The 21,529-nt window shown below is 55.8% G+C and carries 18 protein-coding genes and 1 tRNA gene; 8 read left to right on the top strand and 11 right to left on the bottom strand.

Annotated features, from left to right (window positions below; translation table 11 throughout):
* Positions 1-554: 554 nt before the first annotated feature.
* The 5 genes from M1136_10105 to M1136_10085 all read left to right on the top strand — a co-directional run bounded on the left by M1136_10105 (position 555) and on the right by M1136_10085 (position 5,117).
* The gene (locus M1136_10105) at positions 555-1,544 is read left to right on the top strand and encodes a phosphotriesterase-related protein (protein ID MCL5075982.1); all 990 of its coding nucleotides are present in this window, start codon (positions 555-557) and stop codon (positions 1,542-1,544) included.
* Positions 1,545-1,665: 121 nt separating this feature from the next.
* Positions 1,666-2,613 carry an ABC transporter permease gene (locus M1136_10100; protein ID MCL5075981.1) on the top strand — a complete coding sequence of 316 codons (948 nt, stop codon included), beginning with the start codon at positions 1,666-1,668 and terminating at the stop codon, positions 2,611-2,613.
* Positions 2,614-2,634: 21 nt separating this feature from the next.
* On the top strand, positions 2,635-3,471 hold the full coding sequence (locus tag M1136_10095; protein MCL5075980.1) for an ABC transporter permease: 837 nt from the start codon (positions 2,635-2,637) through the stop codon (positions 3,469-3,471).
* Between the two features lie 42 nt (positions 3,472-3,513).
* Positions 3,514-4,278, top strand: coding sequence for a PIG-L family deacetylase (locus tag M1136_10090; GenBank protein ID MCL5075979.1), 765 nt, complete (start codon positions 3,514-3,516; stop codon positions 4,276-4,278).
* A 65-nt stretch (positions 4,279-4,343) separates the two neighbouring features.
* Positions 4,344-5,117, top strand: a complete 774-nt coding sequence (locus M1136_10085; protein MCL5075978.1) for an SIS domain-containing protein — start codon at positions 4,344-4,346, stop codon at positions 5,115-5,117.
* Between the two features lie 43 nt (positions 5,118-5,160).
* On the opposite strand, the gene M1136_10080 is transcribed toward M1136_10085, so the two are convergent.
* The 5 genes from M1136_10080 to M1136_10060 all read right to left on the bottom strand — a co-directional run bounded on the left by M1136_10080 (position 5,161) and on the right by M1136_10060 (position 13,170).
* The gene (locus M1136_10080; GenBank protein ID MCL5075977.1) at positions 5,161-7,113 is read right to left on the bottom strand and encodes an alkaline phosphatase family protein; all 1,953 of its coding nucleotides are present in this window, start codon (positions 7,111-7,113) and stop codon (positions 5,161-5,163) included.
* Positions 7,114-7,707: 594 nt separating this feature from the next.
* Complete coding sequence (locus M1136_10075; protein MCL5075976.1) at positions 7,708-8,889, bottom strand: anhydro-N-acetylmuramic acid kinase; 1,182 nt, start codon at positions 8,887-8,889, stop codon at positions 7,708-7,710.
* A 30-nt stretch (positions 8,890-8,919) separates the two neighbouring features.
* On the bottom strand, positions 8,920-9,966 hold the full coding sequence (locus M1136_10070) for an SIS domain-containing protein (protein ID MCL5075975.1): 1,047 nt from the start codon (positions 9,964-9,966) through the stop codon (positions 8,920-8,922).
* A gap of 18 nt (positions 9,967-9,984) precedes the next feature.
* A complete protein-coding gene (gene nagA / locus M1136_10065) occupies positions 9,985-11,175 on the bottom strand; it encodes an N-acetylglucosamine-6-phosphate deacetylase (GenBank protein MCL5075974.1) in 1,191 nt (396 codons plus the stop codon).
* Positions 11,176-11,184: 9 nt separating this feature from the next.
* Positions 11,185-13,170, bottom strand: a complete 1,986-nt coding sequence (locus tag M1136_10060; GenBank protein MCL5075973.1) for an alkaline phosphatase family protein — start codon at positions 13,168-13,170, stop codon at positions 11,185-11,187.
* Positions 13,171-13,362: 192 nt separating this feature from the next.
* On the opposite strand from M1136_10060, the gene M1136_10055 reads away from it, so the two are divergent.
* From M1136_10055 to M1136_10045, 3 genes are all read left to right on the top strand, one after another.
* Positions 13,363-13,440: transfer RNA gene (locus M1136_10055), tRNA-Pro, on the top strand.
* A gap of 129 nt (positions 13,441-13,569) precedes the next feature.
* The gene (locus M1136_10050) at positions 13,570-14,202 is read left to right on the top strand and encodes a TdeIII family type II restriction endonuclease (protein MCL5075972.1); all 633 of its coding nucleotides are present in this window, start codon (positions 13,570-13,572) and stop codon (positions 14,200-14,202) included.
* A 184-nt stretch (positions 14,203-14,386) separates the two neighbouring features.
* Complete coding sequence (locus M1136_10045; protein MCL5075971.1) at positions 14,387-15,124, top strand: site-specific DNA-methyltransferase; 738 nt, start codon at positions 14,387-14,389, stop codon at positions 15,122-15,124.
* 290 nt (positions 15,125-15,414) lie between these two features.
* Here M1136_10045 and grdA read toward each other — a convergent pair whose 3' ends face one another.
* From grdA to M1136_10015, 6 genes are read right to left on the bottom strand one after another with little or no spacing between them, the layout of a single operon-like run.
* Positions 15,415-15,891, bottom strand: a complete 477-nt coding sequence (gene grdA, locus M1136_10040; GenBank protein MCL5075970.1) for a glycine/sarcosine/betaine reductase complex selenoprotein A — start codon at positions 15,889-15,891, stop codon at positions 15,415-15,417.
* Positions 15,891-16,247: a thioredoxin family protein gene (locus M1136_10035; GenBank protein MCL5075969.1), complete on the bottom strand. Its 357-nt coding sequence runs from the start codon at positions 16,245-16,247 to the stop codon at positions 15,891-15,893. The genes grdA and M1136_10035 overlap by 1 nt, the downstream gene beginning before the upstream one ends.
* Positions 16,237-17,697 carry a glycine/sarcosine/betaine reductase complex component C subunit beta gene (gene grdC / locus M1136_10030; GenBank protein MCL5075968.1) on the bottom strand — a complete coding sequence of 487 codons (1,461 nt, stop codon included), beginning with the start codon at positions 17,695-17,697 and terminating at the stop codon, positions 16,237-16,239. The genes M1136_10035 and grdC overlap by 11 nt, the downstream gene beginning before the upstream one ends.
* A 52-nt stretch (positions 17,698-17,749) precedes the next feature.
* Positions 17,750-19,078 carry a glycine/betaine/sarcosine/D-proline family reductase selenoprotein B gene (locus M1136_10025; GenBank protein MCL5075967.1) on the bottom strand — a complete coding sequence of 443 codons (1,329 nt, stop codon included), beginning with the start codon at positions 19,076-19,078 and terminating at the stop codon, positions 17,750-17,752.
* Between the two features lie 28 nt (positions 19,079-19,106).
* Positions 19,107-20,378, bottom strand: a complete 1,272-nt coding sequence (locus M1136_10020; protein ID MCL5075966.1) for a glycine/sarcosine/betaine reductase component B subunit — start codon at positions 20,376-20,378, stop codon at positions 19,107-19,109.
* Positions 20,379-20,414: 36 nt separating this feature from the next.
* The gene (locus tag M1136_10015) at positions 20,415-21,413 is read right to left on the bottom strand and encodes a LacI family transcriptional regulator (protein ID MCL5075965.1); all 999 of its coding nucleotides are present in this window, start codon (positions 21,411-21,413) and stop codon (positions 20,415-20,417) included.
* Positions 21,414-21,529: the final 116 nt, after the last annotated feature.

Raw genomic sequence — 21,529 nt, 5'->3', positions numbered from 1 at the left:
TGCGCGCCCAACAACTTCTTTGTCTATCAGAACTATGTCAAAGACTACGTGCCTATGCCGAACATCCAGAACCTATCCTTCGCTACAACTTGGCTGGATAAATAGCCTCTATCCCCAGGATGGGGGTGTGCAGGGGGTCCTTCCGTGGAAGGGCCAATCCTCTTTCCCCCTTCTCCCGCTGGAGTAAGGGGAGGTCAAGGAGGGTTCTAGGGCACTGCCCTGGCTATTCCCCCTTTCTCCCTGAAAAGGGGGTGTGCAGGGCGACTCCCCTCTGCTGGGGTTTGGGGTATCCCCAATTTTACTCCCTCCCTTCTCCCAGAGGGAGCAGGGGGGTGGGGGGATGAGGGCATCTCCCCCCAAGCGGGGGACAAGCCCCCGCGCTACATCCTCCCCACAAAAGAGAAGGGGAGGTCAAGGAGGGTGCTCCCTCCTTGGAGGGTTCTAGGGCTCCGCCCTAGTTCATAATCCCCCCTTCTCCCGCGAAGCGGGAGAAGGGGGTAGGGGGATGAGGGCATCTCCCCCCAAGATTTTTGGGGGTATAGGAGGTTGAAAACATGACTCAGATCGAAACTGTACTAGGACCCATCACCGCCGATAGGCTGGGGATCACGATGATGCATGAGCATCTAACCCCACCTAAAACGGCGCCTGTCCCCACGGAGAAGAAGCCTTTCGTCGGTCTTCATACAGCAGAGACCATCATCACAGAGTTGAAGGCGGCGAAGAGGCTCGGACTGGTCAGTGTTGTCGACGCCACCCCTATAGGTGAAAATCGCGATGTCCGCATCCTCAAGCGCATAGCTGAGGAGGCTGAGGTCAACATCATTGTCTCCACCGGTTCCTATAAAGAACCACGCGTCCCGGCCTTCATCTACGGGCAAAGCGTTGACCAGGTGACGGAAGTTTTCATCCGCGAGCTCACCGAGGGGATCGATGGAACCTCTATTAAGGCGGGCATCATCAAGGTGGGGAGCACCAAAAAGCTCATCTTCCGCGTGGAGGAAAAGGTACTACGTGCCGCAGCCCGCGCTTACCTGCGGACGGGAAGACCCATAACTACCCACGCTACCCTGGGGACGATGGGGCGGGAGCAAGTTCTGATCCTCGAACAGGAAGGGGTGGACCCAGGGAAGGTGATCATCGGCCATTCCGACCTCAATTTCAGCTTTGTCTACCACGAGGGCATCCTGAAGAGGGGAGCTAACCTTGGTTTCGATACCATAGGCAAGGAACGGTTCGATTACATCCGCACAGAGACAGCCGGGCAGGAACGATATGAGGTTGAAAAAGAGCATTACTATATCCCTGACGATCGGCGGCTGGCTACCCTGGTGGAGTTGATCAAGAGAGGTTACGCTGGACAGATTGTGCTCTCTTCAGATATCTCCCAGCGTGAAGCTTACCTTAACCCCGATACCCACGGGATATGGGGTTATAGCTACCTGCTCGGCCGGTTTGTTCCTATGCTGAAGGAGTCAGGGGTAACTGAGGAGTCTATACATACAATGTTAGTCGAGAATCCGAAAAGGATCTTGTTCGGCTAAACGTCTGAAGGTGAGAAACCTGGCGATGCAATCTAAGAGCAGGTCATTGGGCTACACCTCTCTTCAACAAGAGAGCGACCTACCCCAAGATTCCCGACCCGATGGTGGGGAGGCTTAACAGTTGTCTCGCTATATCAGTCAAAGGCTCATACTGTTGCTCCCGGTCCTGCTGGGAGTCTCCATCGTCATCTTTCTCTCCATAAGCCTAATTCCGGGCGATGTGGTGCAGGTCCTTCTGGGGGCCCAAGCAGAGGCTTCCCCGGAGCAGCTGGAACAGATGCGACGGCTTTTTGGCCTTGATAGGCCCCTCTACGTGCAGTATTTCGGTTGGCTCAGTGATGCACTGCGCGGGAATCTCGGCAATTCCCTGCGCACCGGACGGGCCATCCTTCCTGATATCCTCTCCCGCTTCGGGGTGACGGCCGAGCTCACGCTGGTAGCAACCCTTATCTCCCTCATCATAGCTTTACCTCTGGGAATCCTCTCCGCTCTCAGACAGGACACTATACTCGATTTCCTGTTCCGCATTCTCGGCCTCATCGGGCTTTCTGTGCCCAATTTCTGGCTGGCCACGATGCTGATCTTGCTCACTTCCCTTTACTTCGGCTGGCTTCCGCCGTTGGAGTTCACTCCTTTCTTCGTCGCTCCGCTAACTAATCTGAAGATAATCTTCCTGCCGGCTCTAACTTTAGGGGCAGGGATGGCCGCCGCGGTAATGCGGATGACCCGCTCCTCATTCCTGGAGGTCCTGCGGCAAGAATACATCCAGACGGCCCGCGCAAAAGGGTTACGAGAACGGCTCATCCTTTTCCGTCATGCCTTAAAGAACGCCGCCATCCCCATCATCACTATCATCGGGCTACAGATAGGGATGCTCCTGGGGGGGGCAGTTATTATCGAGGAGATCTTCTCCTTGCCCGGGCTGGGCAGGTTCCTCCTCGACTCTATTTATCAGAGAGACTACCCCTTAGTGCAGGGGTGTACGCTGTTCATAGCCTTTGTTTTCGTTCTGGTGAACCTCTTCGTTGATGTTTTATACTCCTTCCTCGACCCAAGGATTCGTTATTGAGATCACTCAAACGGGGAGACGATGAAGAGAACATCTTTTTTACGTATGCTACAAAGGAATAGAATTGGGGCTCTCGGCGCCAGCGTCGTCCTACTACTGCTGCTTGTCGCCATTCTGGCCCCTCTCCTTGCACCCTATGACCCCATCCAGATGTTCCTGGATCAGCGCTTGAGGCCACCCGGCCCACACTTTCTGCTGGGGACCGACGAGTTTGGTCGTGATATCCTTAGTCGGGTCATCTTTGGCACGCGCGTCTCCCTTCAGGTGGGTTTAATATCTGTAAGCATAGGCATGGTCAGCGGCGTCTTCCTGGGAATGATCGCCGGCTACTATGGGGGACTCGTAGATAACGTGATTATGCGTATCCTGGACGTCTTTTTCGCCTTCCCGCCCATCCTCCTGGCTCTGGTCATGGTGGCGATGTTAGGGCCAGGAATAACCAACACGATGGTGGCCATCGGTGTGGTCTATGCCCCCCGCTTCGCTCGGGTAGTAAGGGGATCAGTATTGTCCTTGAAGGAGAAGGAGTTCATCGAGGCAGCGCAGTGCATGGGGGCCCGTGCCGGGCGCATCATCTTCGTACATATCCTACCCAATGCCAGCGCCCCCATCATCGTGCAGGCCACCCTGGCTTTGGCTGGGGCGATGTTGGTGGAGGCCTCGTTGAGCTTCCTGGGACTGGGCACCCAACCACCCACCCCATCCTGGGGGACGATGCTTAGCTCCAGTCGCCGTTACGTGGAGCTGGCACCGTGGGCCTCAATCTTTCCCGGCCTGGCCATCTCGCTAGCCGTCTTGGGATTCAACCTGTTTGGCGATGGTTTAAGGGATATACTGGATCCGAGACTCAGATATTAAGCGGTTTCAGGCTCATTCGTGACCTGAGTGGTGGTGAGTAAGATGAAGACCCAGCAGAGGCACATCGTTGTCTTTGGTGCCCACGCCCTTGATGCTGAAGTGATGGCCGGGGCGGTAGTGGCAAAGCATACGGCTGCCGGCCACAGGGCTACCCTGGTCCATATGACCAGAGGGGAGAGGGGACACCCCTCCAAAGACCCCACGGAATACGCCGTCCAACTGGAAAGGGAGATGAAGGAAGCAGCCAAGGCCCTGGGGGCCGATGCCCTCTGGCTGGGCTATCGAGCTGGGGAGCTACCGATCTCACCAGAGGTGGCCACCTCAGTGGCTGCCACTATCCGAAAGCTCAGACCAGACCTGGTCGTCACCCACTGGAGAGGGAGCTGGCATCCCCGGCACGTCAGTACCCACTATAACGTATTGGAGGGCATCAAATTAGCCGCGCTACCCTGCCCACAGGAGGAGCTCCCGCCGCATCGCGTTGAGACCCTCTACTTTGGGGAGAACTGTGAGGACCTGGAAGGTTTCACTCCTACAGTCTATGTAGATATAACCGATACTTTCCACCGCTGGTTCGAAACGCTGAATCGGTACGAACTCTTTTCTCTGAAGCGCGTACGGGGATCCGAGGGGGAGACAAGCGAGATCACTATCCCCTACGCCGATTATTACCGGACGATGGCCACTATACGGGGGATCGAAGCCAAGGTGAGCTACGCCCAGGCCTTTATGGAAGCAAGAAGGCTAGTTGATCTCGCTTTCGCTCGGGGAGGGAGGGGCCGTGTCCTGATCAGCCGTCTTCTCTGACCCATCTTCGGCTGGAGAGTCCACGGGGAGAGAGCTCCCCTCAAATAAAAGAATGGAGGTCAATTATGTCAGCAGAGTCCTATCTGGCAACTATGGAGGATATTCTCAGAAGGATAAGGGAAACCCAAGCGGATAACATAAAGAAGTCCGCTCAACTGATGGCCGAGTCCATCGCTCAAAAGCGAGTCGTACACGTCTTTGGGAGCGGGCATTCAGTCATCCCCGTTCTAGACATCTTCCCCCGCTATGGGAGCTTTGTTGGCTTTCATCCTCTACTGGATCCGCGCCTGATGTGGTTCAACGTGTTGGGACCCGGTGGGGTGCGCGAGCTGCTCTGGTTGGAGAGGACAGAGGGATATATCAAGGTCTTTCTAGGCGGGTATCACCTGGACCCACGGGATACGCTCCTGGTCTTCTCCCACGGCGGGCTCAACGCCGCGCCTCTGGAGATGTCCATGGAGGCTAAGAGCAGAGGGCTATCGGTAGTCGCCGTGACCTCCGTCCAAAACCAGAGGATAGCCACGGCCACCCACTCGAGTGGTAAGAAGCTCGCTGAAGTAGCCGACGTCGTCATCGATAATTGCGTCCCAGCCGAGGATGCCCTGGTAACCATCAATGGCTGGGCCGAGAAGGTGGCCGCCGGCTCGACCGTAGCTGTCACATCCATCGCCATGGCTCTGGTGGCCGAGGTAGCCCGCTCGCTCGCAGCGCGGCGTATTCACCCGCCAACGTTTGTTTCTCCTAACGTTAAGGAGATAGGTCCTGAGCACAACCTGGCCGTTTTTGAAGCTCATTCCCGCATGATGCAGGATGTCCTGGAGTACAAGGCCACTCCTTAAAGGGTGGCTGAGGCATCCATCAAGCAGTCCCCTTGCTTGAGGCTCACTTATCCTCAAGCAAGGAGAAGTCGTGCATATCCCGCTGGATCCATATGCGCCGATCCATCGCTTTCGCCTGGAGGGCGATAGAAGGCCTTTCACGGTACATCTCGTGCCCCTCCAGGAGATCGTAAGCCACTGCGCCTTGACTCTGGGCGGGAGGCTCTATATCTAAGAGGTGACAGAAGGTGGGGGCTATATCCTTCAGCTTGATGTAACCCAGTTTCGCCACCGCTCTGGTATAGCCCTTCTTGATCCCTGGGCCGGCAATGATAAAGGTAGCCAGGTTAGAGCAGAGACTCGTTCGTCTGGTGACGGGTTGAGAGCCGTGAAAGGCAAAATTCACACCGGTTAGGTCACTCAGGACCTCTTCACCCTTGGACATTGCCCAAGTATAGCCACCCTCGAAGAGGGCGATGATATCCCCTGCCTGCTCTCCCCAATAACCTAAAAGGAAGGCATCCTCTTTCTTTAGAGCCAGGAGGATAGGTGTACGGCCCGCCTTCTCATCCACCCAGGTTCTCAGATCGCGAATCAGTTCGTCACGAATCCGCTCGTATTCTTCACCTTCGGCTCTGATGTAAATATCAAAGCTGTAGCCATCTCGCACATAGGCCTTCGTTTTCTCCCAGTCGATGTTCGCCTCATTCAGATCCTGGTCCTCATCCCGCGCCACCCACAACCCCCGTTGGTGCAAGAATCTCCGCATATCGATCGTCCGTTGAGCCGGCACGCAGCCATGGTCGGATATGACGACCAGGTAGGCGCTGCCATCCAGCCTCTCCCGGAACAATCCCACCATTCCATCCGCCACCATGTAGCTCCGGCGCAGGATGTCCAGATGCCTCTCGGCCTCCCCGGCTCGATACATCGGCCAGGAAGGGTCTGCCTGAGCGAGATGATGGTGGTTTATATCATCCAGCCAATGCCAATGGCTATAAAATAGGGTGCCGCCTCTCTTGTCCATCAAGTACTGCCCGGCCTTGGCGATCCATTGGGCCTGGTATTCCGCCTCCTCCAGACAGGTCTCGAAGTCTGCGCTCCCCAGGATAGAGGGCAATTCTGAGACATATTCCTGATAAGGGCCGAATCTTTCGATGAGCTCCTCACCGAGCTCATCAGGGGCTGTAAAGCCATCCGTGGGCATTATCTGGGAGCGGTACAGGCGCAGTCGTCGGCCATCTTTAGAAAGCTCTACCAATTTGAAACGCACTGTACCTGTTCTCTGCTGCCCCTCCACCACAAATGGCTCAAGGACCCAGTCGCTCCATTCCCCCACGCTGGTCTCGGCAATCTTACTTTGATAATCCCTCTCCCGGCAGATTATCACCCGGTCGTATCCTTGGCCGACAGAATCGACCACCAGCAAATGAAATTGTCTATCCTCTCCTTGTATCTTAGGCACGATCCTCAGGGCAGATTCAAGGGGACCGGCCCCAGCGGAACAGGGCAAGTTTTGCCACTCTCGTGCTGGCTGGAGATCGATCTTGTCGGTGTTCGGCAGACCGGACAGAGTCGTATAGCCTCTACTAGGGGTGATCTCGAAGGGGGTCTCCCCGTAGCCTGGTCCAGCATAGCCGTCGACGACCAGCCCCATCTTGAGACGGGAGGGCATGGAGGCGGGATAATGAATGAGCACACTCTTCAAACCAGTCCTCTCAGCCGCCTCCCAGATTGTCTCGGCATTTACGGCCAAGGAGTTGAGGGCAGAGAGCCTCTGCCCATTGGGCATAACCACAGTCCAGTTGCACACACCGTGTGTTCCCGTATCTGCCCCACTGGCTATGGTAGCCCAGTTTGTGGGGGTCTGGGCCGGGATAGAAGACATAGCCTCGTTCGCCGCTCCCGCTTGCATCAGGGCAGCAATGTTGGGCAATACCCCTTCCTGAGCGAAGCGCTGCACCAGGGGCAAGATCATCTGGTCGAACCCAAGAACGTAGATTTTCTTCTTAACCACCGTTTGTCTCCCTTCATAGGATGAACCCTCATCCCCCTGCCCCCTTCTCCCTAAAAGGGAGAAGGGGGAATTCGGGCTAGGGCGGAGCCCTAGAACCCTCCAAGGAGGGTGTACCCTCCTTGACCTCCCCTTTGTCCTGCAGGGCAACGCCCTCATCCCCCCTGCCCCCTTCTTCCTAAAAGGGAGAAGGGGGGATTCGGGCTAGGGCGGAGCCCTAGAACCCTCCTTGACCTCCCCTTTGTCCTGTGGGGCAACGCCCTCATCCCCCCTGCCCCCTTCTCCCTAAAAGGGAGACTCTTCGAGGCGGAGCCCTATCCTTCCTCGAAGGACTCCCAGAAGGGGGATCATTCCCTTCTGGACTACCCCCTTATTCCCGCGGGAGAAGGGGAGAAATATAGGCTAGGGCGGAGATGTAGCGCGGGGGCTTGCCCCCCCGCTTGGGGGGATAAGCCCTCATCCCTCTTCCCCCCTTCTCCCTTTCAGGGAGAAGGGGGGAAGAGGGGCTTGCCCCTCTGGCGTGAGAAGGGTGGAATGGATCTAGGTTGTATCCCGCTTCACTCCCATTAGTGGGGCGGCGCCCTCCCTCCTTGACTCTTAACGGGGCGGTGGGAAGACGACCTTTCCCAGGAGCACCTTATGCCTCGCTCCAGAGGCGTGAGGAACGTTGGCCGGGTTCCCTAACAACGTCTCATCAGCTAGAATAGCCCAGGTGATCGCCTCCCGGGCATCACCGGAGAGCCCGTAGTCCTCGTGCCTTCTGATCCGAACGGGAGACAAGCGCTCAGCCAACATCTGCACCAGAGTGATATTGTGCGCACCACCCCCACCAAGGATCACCTCATCCAGGCTGAATTGGGGATAGATGAACCTCTCGTAATGATAAGCGATGGTCTCCACCGTAAAGGCCGTCACAGTGCGCACCAGATCATAGGCATTCAGGTGCAGTTCCTGTGCTTGAGCCAGCACCTGCCGGGCGAAATGCTCCCCAAAATCCTCCCTACCAGTGGTTTTAGGAGGCGCCTTCTGTAAATAGGGGTGAGCCATAAGGGCTTGGAGCAGACCCCGCTGAACCTCGCCTTGGGTCGCCATCCGACCATCCTCATCGAACGTTTGGGCCCCCTGGGTCACGAAGCGCACCATGGCATCGATCACCATATTCCCAGGGCCAGTATCGAAGGACATTAACTCGTCCATCTCTGCCCCAGCACGCAGGGGCGTGACGTTGGCAATCCCCCCAATATTCTGGATGGCCCGCGAGAGGGTGGGATGACGGAAAAGAGCATAATCTACGTAGACGCTTAGTGGAGCGCCATGGCCACCAGCGGCCATATCACTGGGACGCAGATCAGCCACTGTGATGACGCCTGTTCTATCAGCGATCACGGCCGGCTCGGCGATCTCCACGTGCTCACCTTGCCCATTGTTGGAAGGGCCGGGGGGGTCATGATAGATTGTAACCCCCTGGGAGCTGATCACTTTCACTTCGCTTCGCTCTACACCGGCCTTGGCCATAACCCGCAGAGCGGCCTCAGCAAAAAGCTCGCCAAGCAGCACGCTGAGGCGGCACAACTCCTCCCCGCCGAAGGTATTGGGGGGATAAATAGCAAAAATCCGCTGGCGCACTTCAGCCGGAAAGGGCATAACCTCGTGGGCCAGCAGGGTAACTTCTCTAGCGGTCCGGCAACCCCTTGTCCGGATCAAGGCGGCGCTGATGCCATCGCAGGACGTCCCGGCCATCAGTCCAATAGCCAGACGTGGCTCAGAAGGATCGTACATCTTCTATGCTCCTATCCAGTTAGAACTTCTTCATTCGGTTATCGTTATCTTCCGTAACTCCCGCGGATGGTCAGGGTCAAACCCTTTAGCTACGGCCAGATGAAAGGCAAACAGCTGCCCTAGAACCGCGAATGGTAGCGGGGTGAGCGCTTCCGGCAACTGCAGGGCGATGTGGACAGGAGTGGTGGCGACGGACAGCATCTCCTCACTGTCGCTCAGGACGATCAGGTCCACCCCTCGCTCACGGAGCCGCTTAGCCACCTCCATCAGATTGGCGAAAGATCTCCCTCTTGGCGCGACCATTATCACAGCCAAACCCGGCTCCACTATGGCGATGGGACCGTGCAGGAAGTCAGCCGCAGAGTAGGGCTGTGCCAGGATATAACTGGTCTCCTTTATCTTGAGGGCGATTTCAAAAGCAGTAGCATAGTTATAGCCCCGCGAGATCACCAGACAACGCTTCAGGTGTCGATAGTCACCCGCATAGCGGCGGAGCCTTTCTTCCAGAGATAGAGCCTTTTCTATCTCTGTGGGAAGGGTTCTGATAGCAGCCCACATCTCCTCATCCTGACACAATTCAGCCGAAAGCATGCTGAACAGGGTCAGCTGGGTCGTATAGGTTTTGGTAGCGGCAATGCTCCTCTCGCGGCCAGCATGGGAGAGGAGTACATGGGCGGCTTCCCCAGCCAGGGGCGAATGGGGCTCGTTGGTGATGGCCAGGGTGCAGGCCCCTTGTCTTCTGGCCTCTCTGGTCACCTCCAGGATGTCCACGGATTCTCCCGACTGAGAGACGGCTATCACCAGGGTCCCCTGTAGCCGGGGCGGAGACTTATAAAGGGTGTACAGCGATGGAGCGGCCAGGGCAACCGGCCAGCGGTTATATGACTCGAAAAGGTATTTGGCAAAGATGGCAGCATTGTCGGAACTCCCCCGGCCAGCGATGATGACCATATGCACATCCCGCCTGCGCAGCTCCTCGGCTGTCTCCTTTACTTTGGTTGCTTCCGCGGCGATGGTCGCCGCAATAGCCCGCGGCTGTTCAAAGATCTCTTCGCGGAGCACATACTTAGGCCCCATTTCTCCATCCTTCCAGGATCATCCCCTCAACATGTCCGCGCGATAGGCCACCTCTCCCCCCACGATAGTCATCAGCACCTCCAATTGGGGGCTCAAAATGGCCATATCCGCATCGTAGCCAGCAGCGATCTTCCCTTTACTTCCATCTATGCCCAAGACTCTGGCCGGTGTCAGGCTGGCCATCTCCACAGCCTCCCTCAACGTACAGCCAGAGCAATTGATTATGTTTCTTACGGCCCGATCCATAGTCAAGATGCTGCCACTCAAAGTACCATCACTTAGATGGGCTGAAGTAGCGTCTATGATCACCTCTGCTTCTCCCAGGTGATACCTTCCTGGGGACATACCCATACCCTCCATAGCATCGGTCACCAGGGTTATACCTCGAGGCCCCTTGGTCAAATAGGCCAGCTTAACTGTAGCCGGATGAAGATGAACGTTGTCCACGATCAGCCCCACCCTCACCCTTTGATCCGTGAGCAAGGCTTCCCCCAAACGGGGCTGGCGGTGATGAAAAGAGGGCATGGCATTAAAGAGGTGCGTCCCATAAGATACGCCCCACTCGATGGCTAAGATGGCCTCATCGTAGGTGGCTGCCGAGTGTCCGACAGCCACCACCACCCCTTGATCCCTCAAGGCACGGATGATGACCTCTGCCCCTGGCAGCTCCGGCGCAAGGGTCACCATGGCCACTCCATCGGCCGAGAGTATCTCCTCTAAATCCCTCAGGTTAGGGGGACGCAGATACGCTTCGTGATGTGCCCCCTTGAAGCGGGGATTCAGAAAGGGGCCCTCCAGGTGAACGCCCAAAATGTGCGCCCAGCTCGGCATCTTATCCACCAGATGCAAGTTTTCCAATATGCTGGTATACTTTCCCAGGGGAGAGCTGATGATGGTAGGCAGGAAAGAGGTGACCCCACAGGACGGGAGCAAGCGACATATTTCGGCGATCTCCGTTGGGCCGCAGGTGAAGCTGCGGCCGAACCCACCATTTATCTGCAGATCAATGAAGCCCGGTACGATCCAACCAGCGCTGACCTGTATCGTCCGCTCACCCTCTTCACACCGCTCGGCCATCTCCCCCATTCGTTTTGGAGCTGTAGGCTCGGATTCCACGGCTACGATGCGGCCGTCTTCTATAGTGACCACGGCCGATGGCCGTTCCTCTTCGGGTGTCAGGATGTTGCCCCTAAGGATCAGTCGTCTCACGGCCGACTCTCAGAGATTATAAGTATGGGTGAGGGCTTGTTCTTTCTCAAAGAAGCCCTTCAACTTGGCATAATTCCTCTTCACTTCGGCCAGTTCCTTACTCTTGGCCTCTGGATCCACCAGGGCCTGATAGAGGATGGCCCCCTCCGCCTCCCTGGGGATGGGCAGGTCAAGCAGATGACAGATGGTGGGGACGATGTCGGTCAACCACATCGTCCTTCCCATGAGATAATTCCGCTTCACCCCTGGACCAGACATTATGAACAACCCTTTGAGGGACCCCACCCCGAACTCAGCCGTGGGCAGATGGGGACCGTGTTGTGCCCCAAAGTGAGGGCTGACGGCATAGACCACGTCGCCGGTACGCTCACCGTACAATCCCATGATCCGCGCATCCTCCCGCCTGAGAGCTAGGACGATAGGCCTTCTACCCGTCGTGGGCTCCACATAACTATAGAGGGCCTCGATGATCTGGTCCCGTACCTGCTCGTACTCCTCGCCGCGCTCAACGATGCCCTGGGGGTCTCGCCCCTTGAGGTTGACATAGACATAGCAGGAACGCTGGACGACGGCGCGGCTCTTCGACCAATCTATCTCCCTTTGCCCCGCCGGGATATCCAACCAATCTACCTCCTCCTGTCCGGCTGGGACATCCTTGAATATCGTTAGGCCGGCCTCGGCCAGGGCCTTGACCGGGGCGAAGGAGGCCGTGGTGGCCTTAGCACCATGGTCCGAGACGATGATAACCAGCGTTTCCTCACCAGCCAGGGCCGTGATGCGGCCGATCAGCGCATCCAAATTCTGGTATACGGCCAGCTCTAACCCTTGATAATCAGCAGCTTCCTGTTCATTCGACGCCGTCAGCGGATCGAACCTGTGACCGAAGATATGATACATCCAGTCGGGGGTGTGGGCGTGCAGGAAGAAGAGGTCCCATTGTTTATGAGCGAGGAGATAGCAGGCGGCATCGGCCAACCAGGCATGTTGAAAGGCGAAGGAATCCAGGAAGGTCTGCTTGCCTATCCACTCCGGATCGAGTAACCCCACCCCACGGGTCATGGGTAGTCCCTCCTCAGAGGATATCTCCGCCGCCAGCGACTCCGGGTAAGACCATCCCTCCAGCGCGCAGAGCCCGGTAACGTACAGACACAGCTCGGTTGCCTCTGGGGACAGCCTCACCAACCGACAACGGAAGGCGGCCTTCTTTGGGCCATCATGGGAAGCAAACTCGGCCACTATGCGCTGGCTCCATTCCCCAACGCCCAGGTCAGCGAAGGCCGCTGCTGCATCCTTCGTCTCAGACAGAAGGATGCGATCATAGCCATCGCCCGTGGTGTCCAGCACTAACAGATGCCATGTCTTCGGCTCCAGCGGGAATCTGGCCCGGCGGTAGACCAGGGGCAGCTCAGCCTCCAGGCTCCGTTTGGCTGGGGGCATATTTTGCCAACCGCGGGCCTCTTGGAGCTCAATCTCCGTGGCTAAGGGATGCACCTCGGTGGAGAAGACCTGATCGTCGCAAAGATCGCAGAGATAGAGGAGTCCCAGCCGTACATCCCCCCGATAAATATTGCGCCATTCGTTGATTCCTAATCCAACCCCGCCGAGCTGGTACCCCTCTTCTAAGGTGGGCGGCCAGGTGGATGGCCAGTTGATGATGATGCTCTTCTTGCCCACCCGCGCTGCCGCATCCCAGATATATTCGGCTTGACAATCAGCGCTATCGAAGCCCTGATGCAGCTGATCGAAGGGGTCACCAGGCCGGTGAACGGTGAAATCGGTGATGCCGTGGGTACCCGGCCAGGCCCCGGTGACGATGGTCGTCCAGTTGGGTGGAGTGATGGTGGGGAAAGGGACGAGACAATCGATGGCGTAGACGCCGTTTTCGATCAAACGGGCGATAGTCGGCAGTTTGCCCTGCTTAGCGTAGTCGTAGACCCGTTGGGCTATGGGGGCATCCAGACCGATGACCATCGCCTTCTTGGGCATTTTGATCATAATCTATCCTCCTGATTGTGACCCCTCTAGCGTACTCGCAGGACCAGGTGCGGGACACCAGCGGTGGTTCTTGCGGGGAAAGTCTTTGGGTCCTCAGCAGTAATTAATATATCGTTATAATCATTTTACCACTGCAAATCTCTGTGTCAAGCAGCTTGACCGGGCAGACAAAATCGGCTATACTATCGGCTGCGGGGCGTAGCGCAGTCCGGTTAGCGCACCTGTATGGGGTGCAGGTGGTCGTGCGTTCGAATCGCACCGCCCCGACCATATGCAACTTTCGTCAATTCTGGGGGAAGATTGAATCAGACGCTAATAAAAACCCAACTATTGAGACTTTAACAAAAATTGCCAAGGCGTTAAATGTTAGAGTAGACGATTTAATAAAAGAGTAAAAATATGCGATCAATACCTGACAAAAAGACAATCAAAACATTGGTGCATACTGCCGTTGAGTCCTACGCTCAAGGTTTTCAAGCTAGGCACGAGGGTGAAGTAGATAATCCGGAAGGGATTATCAATATGAAAATCCACAATGTTTTTATTGAAGCGTTAGGCAAAGAAATTCAATATTACACCGCACTTGTGCGGTCCTTAGATAGTTTGTTGGGGAATATGTTGGAATCGCTGGCTATAAACATCGCGACATTGAGTTTTGAAGTTAAAAGAAATGTTGAAGGCCCATTGGCTGTTGAACAGACAAGAGTTATTGCAGAATTGCTAGAAAAATACAAGAGGCACGAAATAAAGCCGAGCGTAAAAGATTATCAGGTTTTGCGTACAATCTCTACTAAGGATAGAGCACCCATAAAGCGACATGATAGCGATTACTATTTGATTGATAGGGAGACAAATGCTCATCATCTTATTGAGCTTAAAATCGGCGGCGACTTAGATAATAAGAAAGCCCGTTCAGAAAAAGAAGCGATTTTAGAACAGTTTGCAATGCTCTCAAATGTTTTACCACAAAAAACGGAGATCAATATCTTTTTCGCAACTGCTTATAATCGTTATGGCGAAAATAAACCTTAGAGACAGGAGAGAGTAAAACAATTTTTCGCTGAGGAGGAACTTCTTATTGGAAAAGATTTTTGGAATTTTGTTTGTCGTTCTGATGTGAGTTATAAAACTGTCCTTGAAGCATATAGAGAAAGCGCGCCTCTAATTAGGACAGCGTTGGACTCTATTAAAAAAGTTTATATTGGTTAACTTAACTATGGAAGAAAATTACAAATTACATCTGGGCGATAGTTATAAGATAATAAAGGAGATACCTTCTGTCTCTATTGATTTGATTCTTACAGATCCGCCTTATAATTTGAGTCCATATTCTACAGGAAATATAAAGCTCTCTTGGCGAAAAGAAATAAACAATGATTTAGCCGAATGGGATAAAGCGGAGTTCAAGCCAAGTGATTGGGTTACTGAATTTAAAAGAATATTGAAACCAACAGGAAATATTTTCGCCTTTTGTAGTTATAACCTTGTAGGCAAATGGCATGAAGCGTTTGATCCAGAGTTTGATACTTTTCAATTCATGGTTTGGCACAAAACGAACCCCGTGCCTAAAGTATTACGAGCCGGATTTCTCAATAGTTGTGAGCTTATAGTTTGTATGTGGAATAAGGGGCATATTTGGAACTTTACCAACCAAAAGGAAATGCATAACTTTATTGAATCTCCTATTTGCATGGGGCCCGAACGAATTAAAACCCCCTTTCATCCCACACAAAAACCGATAAAGATACTGGAGCATATTATTAAAGTTGCTTCAAAAGAGGGCGATGTAGTTTTTGACCCGTTTATGGGTGTTGGCTCAACCGGAGTTGCGACGTTTAATTTGGGAAGAAAGTTTATTGGTATAGAAATAGATGAAAAATACTACAAAGCTGCAGAGCAGAGATTGAGGACTTCAGCGGCAAAATTAAAATTATTCAAAATCTATGGAGAATAAAGCTAAGCATTTAGAATTCATCCAGTCCATAATCAACAGAATGGCTAATAATCCTTTCTTTATGAAAGGATGGGCTATAACTTTGGTAGCCGCTTTGTTTGCTTTATCCTCAAAAGATGCGGATAAAAAATATGCTGTAATTGCCTTTTTGCCTGTTGTAACTTTTTGGATCTTAGATGGTTATTTTTTATCTAGAGAACGAGCATTTAGGCGTTTATATGACAAGCGCTAATAAGGATAGCTAACTCTCACTTTGAGCGCAGCTATCCTTTTTGGGTACGCTAGATTCTTTATCCGCCTTGACCGCTCAGCGTCTCTTCACGCCTCTTGCGCACACTATGTACGATCTTTTCGCCCTCCAGAACCATCTCCATCATCCCCACCTGCTCCTCGTACACTTGCGGATCCACTTGAGCCTTGATCTCCGGCTCCAAAATATGATAAACGGGCAGTCCCAACGGGACCCCGGCCAATGGACCAGCATAGGTGGGATCACCAACGGTCACCGTCTCGGCCACGATCTCAGCTGCATCAGCGCTGGGTGCACCAAGCACCACCACCAGACCCTCCTGACCGTGTTCCTCGACGATCCGCTTGATCATCCCCTGATCATCCAGATCCATCGCCCCGGCCGCCGTTCAGACGAAACACTGCGTCACCGTATAGACCACCTCGGCCCCAGCTGCCTTAGCACAGGCGGCGATGGCCGGGCCGGGTACGCCGTCCCGTTCCCCGATGGCGATGACCTTCTTGCCTCGCAAATCCATCACTGCTCACCTCCCTCTGAATGCTCCGCTGGGGAGTTGTTCACCAACTCCCGCACCATCTCCAGCAAATCCTCTGCGCTCACCTCACCCGCCAGCCTCTTTATCTCCTTACCACCCCCATAAAAGAGGAGGGTCGGAAGGCTGAACACCTTTTGGTCGATACACAGCCGCCGGTTCTCAGCGGCGTTCACCTTGACCACTTTCAACTTCCCGGCATACCTCTCCGCTATATCTTCCACCGCTGGTAACAGAGCCAGGCAGGGCACACAGCGCGGCCCCCAGAAATCAACCAACACCGGCCCAACCTGATCGAGCACCTCGCTGGCGAATCTCTCCCGCGTCACCTCAAGCAACATCCATCCCCCTCCCATTCCGCTCCAGCAGGAACGACATCCCATCGGAGAGATTAGTCATCCGTCCCAAAAACAGGCTCCCCTTGGCCACGAACATGGCCCTTTCCATCTTTCCTGCCAGCATGGCCTCTCGGGCGTGCCCCAGGAAGGGGATAGCCGCCGGGATATGCCCTTGCGTCGGGGAGAACCCGGGCATGCCATGGATAGCGATGAACTCCTCCAGCGCGGTGGGCTCAATCTCGTGGCGGATGGCGGCCATCCCGGCGATCAGCCGATAGTTGTTCCGTGGCACATCGCCACTCCCCGCTGGCTCGGTGATCTCCGGGTTGTGCATCTCCAGGGCATACTTGTCCACATCTGTTAGGCGCATGCCCAACCTATCCAAAGGCTCAACCACCAGGGCCTGCACCAGCACCTGAGGAAGTGTCCCCAAGCCGATGTTGTGCTTGCCCACAACATCGAGCCGAATCAGAGGATTTTTGCCATCATCCGGCCCAATGAGTATGGCCACCGCGGCCAGGACATCCTCCATTAGCGGCATCCCCTTGGCCAGATGCCCCTTGAACTTCATCCCCAACTTGGCAAAGGATCCGCCCCCAATGACGGCCACGTTGCGATACAGCCCCGCCTGCACCAGACCGGCGGCGATGACGATGGCATGCAGCGGCGAGCAGCAGAAGGCCTTGATGTCCGCCCCACTGGCATTCGCACATCCAGAGAGCTCACCCACTGCCTTGGCCAGGTTGCCTCCACCCCGCTGGTAGCGATCTCCCACCGCCTCCTCCCCACTATTCAGGATGTAGTCCACCTCCTCAGGGGCCAGTCCATCCCCACGAGAAAGAAGGTGGCGCAAGGCCAGGGCCGCTGAAGCCTTACAGGCCAGGTTCTCCATCATCACCCGAGCCGAGAGGGCCTCATCCTCATCGTGCGCCTGCAGGACACAGCCAACCAGCTGCTGCGGGGCAAGGTAGACGGGCAGGGTCAGTCCCTGCTCGATGCTCTCCTCAATGGCCTCCCGTGGCGTGCCCTTCTCCAGACGAGCCAGATCCACAGCTGTCAGGAGGGGATGACCCCTTAACGATTCCCTTACCCTGGCTAGGAAACCCTCCTCCAGGAGGAGTAGATTGAATTCATCAGACACCTTCATAAAGCCATAGAACTCCTCCTCCGGCATGATCTCCCCATAGGGACCCTGCCGAGACGCCCCCGGCGCTGGATGAGCATACCATGGTCGTTCCACATTCCAAAGGTCATCCGGGTGGAGGTTTCCAATGAAGACCTGATGCGGAGGATAGGACTTAGCCTCCTCATAGGTGCGCAGGCTCCGCAGGAAAGCGCCTAAAAGGGACTCGCCCCCCTTAGGCAGCTCCCGGCAGGGCTTAGAGCCGTGGCGCACCACCCCCGGCACATGGGCCAGGAAGTAGGACACCCCCTTCACCACCGGAAAGTCCATACGTTTACCCCTCTCCTTAAGATTCCAGGGTTTCAGAAACGCGGCGCTCCTCTTAGACGATGGCTTCGGGCACCTCGAAGATGGTCGGTCCTTCCACCTTCGTCTGGAGGGTGCGCAGAGCGGTTTCAATTATCCGTCGCCGCAATTCCCTCTCCCGCTCAGGGGTCCTCTCCGGATTGCCGAGAGGATGAGGGATGCGCCCCACACGCACGATGCGCGGGGCACCCACCTGTTGGGCCACGGAGATCATAGCCGTTATCAACACGGTCGGTATGCCTGCCCTCTCTATCTCTTTGGCGATCGTAGCACCGCTACGCGTGCCGGTTCCTCAGGTGGCTGGAGAGATGACGGCATTCACGCCTGCCTCCAACAGCTCCCTGGCGATCTCCTGTCCATACTTGTGGGAGGCATCTATGCCCGTGCCGTTGCCGACTGTCACATAATAGACGTCTAATAGCTTACCGATGACACCCTCCCTCTCCAGGCTGCGTAACACATCGACCGGCAGGACACGATCCGGATCCTGGTTGGCCCAGGTGTTATCAAAACCGCCGTGAATGGCCTCGTGGGTCTCCCCCGTCAGGTCATTCAGCCCGGCGAGGGAGTACCTGCCCCATTTGCTGGCCCGCGCCCACTCGATGCGGTCGGGGTTTCCCTTGGGAACAATGCCCCCCTCAGTGACCAGGGCGATTGTCGCCCTGGAGAGATCGCTCACTGGTGGGGCCGGGGTGACCGGCTCATACCGCTCCACCTCCAGCTCGGTCTGAAACGGTTGTCCCTTGAGCTTGGCCAGAAGCATCTCCACGGCACGCTCCGCCCCAGTCTTCGTCTCAATCTCATTGAGACGATAGCCACGGGGCAGGTATCCCTCTGCGGCCGCCGAGCCTGGTTTCTCCCCCAGAGCCAGCTTGCAAGCCAGGTCAGCCAACTTCGGAGCAGCCTGAGCCAATCCCACAGCTGAGGGGGCAGTGGGCACAATATAGACCTGTCTCCGATACATCTCCACCGCTGGATTCTCAGGGTACATGGCGGTCACGGCCGGACAGTGCAAGCGTTCCTGGACGGCCTGGCAGAGGGCTCCACAGGCGAGCCCATAGCGCCCGGCATTGAAGGCAGGACCGGCAATGACCACCCCAGGCTGATAACGGGAGATCAATTCCAGAGCCTCGGCGATCACCTTCGCCTGGTTCTCCTGAAAGTAGTTATCGCCACAGATGAGGGTGGCCACGATCTGGCCCCGCTCACCCAACACCTTCTGAAGGGCGATGCCAGGTCCAACCGCCCCCTCCCTAGAAGTCAGCGGAAGGTCAGCCTTACCCTCACCACCCAGGCCACCGAAGAATTGATTGATATAGTGCACCACACGCACCTTCTGGTTCATCGTTTCTCTCCTTTCCAGTAAACTCACCTCAGTAAGGGCGGGCTACCACCTTCCCTGCCCCGAGCTGATTGACTGCTGTGTACACCTGTTCCAGGACGATGGTGAAGCCCTCGTTCGCCTTGACACCATAGCCACGGACCTCCGAACCGCCGATCACCTTTTTCATGGGTGGCAGTTCCAATAAATGGTCCTGTCCCCCCGTGCTCACGATAGCGTCGGCCTCCGGCACAGAGCTGACTAGGGGTTGATCACTCCCATCGGCCCCGCCATACTCGAAGGTGATGAAGGTCGTCTTGATGCCCAGCTGTTCACAGGCCTTGATCGTGAGCATTAGGTCGATGTTGGCGTTGCCGCCGCCCTCCTGGGTGAGAATGACACCATCAGCCCGCAGCAACTTGGCCAGATTGGCCGCATAGTTGGCCGATCTCTCCTTCCACATATAGGAGTAGTTGTGTCCCTTGGAGACAACCACACCTGCGAAGTTGAGCTCTCGCCCGTGACGCCGATAAAGCTCCTTGATCACCGGGTGATTACAATGCAGGTAGGTCGGATTCTTAACACAACCATAGACGTAGACACCGCTGACCACAGCTGTATCCAGGAACTCGTTAGGATGGATGATCGTGGGCAGCAGGTCATTAACATTTTTGCCGTAGATGAAGGTCTGGGCGAACAACCCTTGCGATTGAACCTGGTTGATATAGGCGACGCGGGGCAAGGCTGGGTCAACCTCACCCAGCTCATAGGTATCCACCCAGTCCGCTGGCTGGCCACGGGTGCTTTCCGCCAGATAGACGGCCGCCTTCAGTCCAGCGCGTCGCATGGCGTTATCGTATTCATCGTTGGGCAGGCCCTCTACAGGTGTGAAGACGAGCACCACGTTCAACGTCTCTGAAAACAGACAGTAGGGCGCAGCCGGTCCAGACATATCGACGATGGCCTCTCTGGCTGTCAACAGCCCTTTCGGATCAACGGGGAACTGGGCCGATTCCAAAATGGCCAGGCCAGCAAGCCGATGCGTCCGTCCTTCCCCAACGGTGCGCGGCGGACCTAGAAAGCCGGGGAAGGTATAACCTGGCCCCGTCACCTTCAGGCGGGGCTCAAGCGCATCCAGGACGTGGATGATACGCGTCTCCTCCCCAGGACGGGCCAGCTCTATCTCCACGTTCCTCAGGTTTTCGTCCTCGAGCAGGAGCCGCTGCAACTCCTCCCGATCGATGCTTAGCGTCCCATCCTGCAACGCTGTACGGGGACCGAAGACGACGTCTTTGACCTCAAATGTAGCCAACTCCAGTCGCATGGCCAACCTCCTCTCGAATCTCTAAGCATGGTCGTATTAACGACAACCACACGATTGACGGTGTACCAGGGTCGTTTCCAGGACAATGTTCTCCTCGTCCACCTGGTCGCCCCGCATACAGGCAAACAGCAAATCCACGGCTGTGATCCCTATGGCCCGAATCGGCTGTTCCACACAGGTCAGGGGAGGAGAGATTAAGCGACTCCACTCGCTCTCACCAAAGCCGATCAGGGCCATATCGGTTGGACAGCACCGCCTCTGGTCATTAAGGGCATGTAACACGCCCAGGGTCATCAGAATGCTACAGGCGACGATGGCCGTTGGTGGCTGCTCCATTTCTAAGAGATGCCTCATCCTTTCCCTCGCCTCGGCGACGCTGAGAGGACTGTATTGGCAGAGCTCCTCGTCTGGAACGAGCCTATAATCGTTATGGGCCATCAGGTAGCCCTCACGGCGATCCTGTGTTGTGCTCACCCCCTCCAAACCGGGGAGGAGGGCGATGCGCTCGTGCCCAAGCTGAATCAGGTGCTCTACCGCCTGGTAGGCCGCCAGGCGGTTATTGACGATGACGGCGGGGATAGCCACCCCTTCCAGGCGGCGGTTAATGAGCACTATGGACAGCCCTTTTGCCCCGAGAGTGCTCAGGAAATCGTGGGCGCCCCGCGATGGGGCAACGATAAGACCATCCACGCGCCTGGCGGCCAGGGTCTCAAGGGATCGTTTCTCCTCGGCGAGGCCTTCATCGGTATTGCAAATGATGATGTTATAGCCATAGTGGCCGGACTGATCGGCCACGGCCCGGGCGATGGCCATGTAAAAGGGATCCCCGATATCCGAGATGACCAAGCCGATCGTCCGTGTACGCTGCGAGCGCAAGCTCTGGGCTACGGCATTGGGGCGATAGTGCAGCTCCTCGATGGCTTGCTGAACCCGCTGGCGGAGCGATTCCCGCACAGGGAAGGTATCATTGATGACATTTGAGACGGTGCCCACCGAAACGCCGGCGCGGCGGGCCACGTCGATGATCGTCGTCACAGCTCACCCTTAAACAGTCTACTTGAAACGTTTCAATTATAACAGGAAAGGGATGCTGTATCAAGGATAGATCCAGGCATTAACAAAGCGGCTGAAATGATTTATACTCTGGTAAA

This window comes from Chloroflexota bacterium, from assembly GCA_023475225.1.
Lineage (GTDB): Bacteria > Chloroflexota > UBA6077 > FW602-bin22 > JAMCVK01 > JAMCVK01.
The sequence above is the reverse complement of the archived record's forward strand: the minus strand, read 5'-3'. Positions and strand labels throughout refer to the sequence as shown.